Consider the following 3,665-nt stretch of genomic DNA (forward strand, 5'->3'; position numbering starts at 1 on the left):
ACAATAATTCAGCATCGGTACGATATGTCCGCCGTTTTCGTCAAGCGCATTATCAAATGAGTTAACAGTGTCTATGCTGACATTGCCCACATCGCGTATTCCCCGGCTGCTGTTATAAAGTTCAAATTCCAGCACGCCGACTGTGTAAGTCCCCGATGAATATATTATATCCGCGCCGGATCCAAAACCTGTGCTGTTTCCAATGGAAAAATCAAACCCTTCCATAGAATCAAGAAACATCTGAACGCTTGCAAACGAATAAGCGCTGGCGATAAGCATCACGACCAGTCCTTTGATAAAATTTTTCATAATAATGTCCTCCCGGAAAAACCTCTATGCCGCAGGGCCGCAAAGCCGCTCGGCAAATAATTCTTTTTCATAAAATCATTCTTAATCACTTCGAATTTTACCATGACTGACAACACCTGTCAAGGTTTTTTTTGGTGATTTATGTCACGCAACTATCGGGGGGCGTTTTTTTGAAAAAACCGAATAATATTTTCAGCTTTTTCCGACGGGACAATATAATAACCGTTTTCCCCGGGGACACGGGCGCAGAATTTATCTTCTGTCACTTTGCCTAATTCCCACACGATGATGCTCCCGTCTTTTTTTGTTATTTCTATCTCGTGTGTAGAGATGAAAGCGGCGTCGTAAAAACCCGAAGCCGTCATGTTCAGACAATATGAGACGAACTTATAAAAATCTCCGGGCGAGCCTGACTGAAAATCCCAGCCCGACTCGCCTCTGGAAAGGCTGTATGTCTTTTCACCGCTCTTGACCCGCAAAAGTACAGCGTCTTCTTCCCTGACTGAGGCTATATGGCGTTTTCTATAGTAATCCGCCCCCGTTAAGACGAGCTCCCTCCTTATACCCCCGGCAAGATAGGATTTATCGTCATTTTCAAAACCGGCGTAAAAATGATTCCTGCCAAAGGCCTGCTTCCCTATGAGGACAGAGACGTTTTTTTTGCCCTCGGCCGTGAGCCTTATCGCCGAAGAGGAGCTGAGATCATGTTCAAATCGTTTGTTTGCCGAAAGGGATATTACGTTTTCAAATTTCAAGTTCTGGATTTCGCCCGCCAGCATTCGCACGCGCCTGGAATCCGCGGGATAATTCGTGGAAGTGATTATTTCCCAGTCGCCTTCCCTTCTCACAATCCTTGCTTTCTCGCCGCTTTGAAAATTCTCTATCTCTACGGCCGTGATGTCTTTTATTTTTGAAAAAGGCCGTATTCCCGCCGGAGCGTTCTGAATGTAATGATGCACGACGGCTATAAGTATGAGTATGCCGAGTACAACTGATAATTTACGGTTCATATATCCGTTTAAAGCGCTCCCTTTTTAAGGCGCTCCGCTTCCACACAATCATGCCGGCGGCAAAAAGAAGGAGCGGGCTGAGAAAAATATTGACATATTTAAACGCGATCCGGGCGGGGTCGGAGATTTTTTTGAGCGGCCGGAACAGAACACCCTTGTTCCTGATTTCTATCAGATCCGTTTCCTGCACGAGCCAGTCAATTATATTGAGAAAGAACGACGCGTTTGAGGGGTCCTCCGCCACAGACGAATCTATAAATCTTGAGGTGCCGAGGACGGCCATCCTCAAAGGTTCTTTAACGACAGCCACACCCAGCGCGAACGGGCCTTCGGGAGCGTCGATCGGCTTAATAAATTTCTGAAGGGGGTTAAAGACGGTGATCGTGTCCAGCCATGATTTTTTGGATGAGAAAGCGAAAGCCTCTGTCCCGGATGAGCTGCTTTTGTCAACTTCAAAGGCCGACACATAGGGCAGGACGGCTCTTTCCATTTTCGCGCTTATGGTGGCCGGGCTGAAATTTGTAACCGCCACAAAAGGCGGGTAATTCACAATATTGGATATGATGAACCGGCCTCTCTGCTGCTGAACGCCTATCCGCTGGTTCTGCGCGTCGAGCACCGTCCCGTCGTAGATCTTAAGGCCGTAAGGGGCCAGGAGAGCGGCAATATCACATTTTTTTCTTATGCCGTAAAAGGTATCGGAAGGCACATCCAGCCTGTCTATAAAAATACCCGCCGGAACTTTTTTGCTTATTGAATGGAACCATTCCATTTCACCCTTAGCCGGAGCGTCCGAGGGCGATATGAGCAGCGCCGCTGAAAAAGCGTCGGCTGAAGAGCCGGGCAGCAATTCCTCCATATCATAATGTTCCCTCACGAGCGCCTCGAGTTCGGGGTTTCCTGATAAATCGCTTGAGCCGAAAGCTTTTATAAGGGCTATTTTTTTGCGGGAGGGATCCTGCAGTTTTTTAAAAGCCGAGGTTAAAACATACTCCAGCCCGGAGGTGTCTTTCACATACGGAATCACTTCCTTCCTATCCCCCTTGGCGTAATAGATGACCAGGCCCATGTATCCGTCGCTCACCTCATATTTATCCGCGGCTATCCTGGTGAACTGTATCGGAAAAAGCCCCTCCGAGCCGGCCTCTTTCATCACCCCGGGATTGCCGGAAGGGTTCTTGAACTCAAAGATAATTTTAGACCTGTTGTATGATTTGTATTCCTGCAAAAGATCCGCAAGATAGTTTTTGATATTCAGGTACTGTGCTGGAAGATCGTTATTAAAATAGGCCTTGATAACGACGCGTTCATCAAAAGCGCGGGCCGTTTTCTTTGAGGCCTTTGAAAGCGAATAAGATTTCACGGAAGTCATATCTATCCTGAGAAAATAATAGGACGCGAAGTAGTTCGCCACTATCAGAATTCCCAGCAATATGAACGACGCGGTGTTCCTGTTCTTTTTAAAGGCCGAGATCCTCCATTCGGACAAAACAAGGAACAACCCCGTGAAAGAGGCGAAATACATTATATCCCTTATGTCGATAACGCCTTTCGCGGTATTGTCCAGATGGGTATCCACGGCGATGAAGGAAAGAGCCCCCTGAAGAAAATCCGGCATCACCGGCAAAGCCTTTCCTATCATAAAAAAAGTGAAACAGATAACAAAAGATATGAGATAAGCCGACACATTCTGCTCCGTAAGCGACGAAGCGAAAAGCCCCGCGGCCAGATACATTCCCGCGAGCATAAAATAACCGGCGAACATGCCCAGAGCCTGGCCCCAGTCCATTCTGCCTATAAAAGACAGAGACACAGGATAGACGGCCATTCCCAGAAGAGCTATGAGGATAACGGCAAGCGACCCTAAATATTTACCGACGACAACCTCTTTCGCCTCTATGGGGCTTGTCAAAAGATTCTCAATCGTCCCTGCGCGTTTTTCGTCGGAGATCAGCCGCATGGCAATGGCCGGCACAATGAAAACAAGAAGCAGGTCCAGATTCGATGTCACGCCCGCCAGCGTAGCTTCTCCTATAAGGAAGATGGACGATGTAAAAAACCACCCTGTCACAAGCCACAGAACCGTGAGTATGATATAAGCCATGGGGCTCGTGAAATAATCAGCGAACTCTTTTTTCGCTATTGTAAAAACGGCTTCCTTTTTCATTGACCGGCTCCCGGATCCGCAACTTCCCTTCCGCCGTTTTCTTCGGTGAGGGTTTTAAATATCTCCTCGAGGCCTTTTTTCCGTGTATGCATTTCCAGCACCTTCCATTTCCTGGCCGCGCAGAGCGAAAAGACAGCGCTCCTGATATCGTTGCCCTCGGTATAGACTATTTCAACACC

At 47.6% G+C, this 3,665-nt stretch carries 3 protein-coding genes; all 3 read right to left on the bottom strand.

What is annotated here, in order from left to right; all coding sequences use genetic code 11:
• Positions 1-309, bottom strand: a 309-nt coding sequence (locus tag FP827_07615) for a hypothetical protein (protein ID MBA3052934.1), incomplete at its 3' end; no start/stop codon positions are given.
• 152 nt (positions 310-461) lie between these two features.
• Positions 462-1,319, bottom strand: a complete 858-nt coding sequence (locus FP827_07620; GenBank protein ID MBA3052935.1) for a DUF4340 domain-containing protein — start codon at positions 1,317-1,319, stop codon at positions 462-464.
• Entirely contained in the window at positions 1,309-3,486 is a 2,178-nt protein-coding gene (locus tag FP827_07625) for an ABC transporter permease subunit (protein MBA3052936.1), read from the bottom strand. The genes FP827_07620 and FP827_07625 overlap by 11 nt, the downstream gene beginning before the upstream one ends.
• Positions 3,487-3,665: the final 179 nt, after the last annotated feature.

The sequence above is a fragment of the Candidatus Omnitrophota bacterium genome, from assembly GCA_013791745.1.
Classification (GTDB): Bacteria; CG03; CG03; order CG03; family CG03; genus CG03.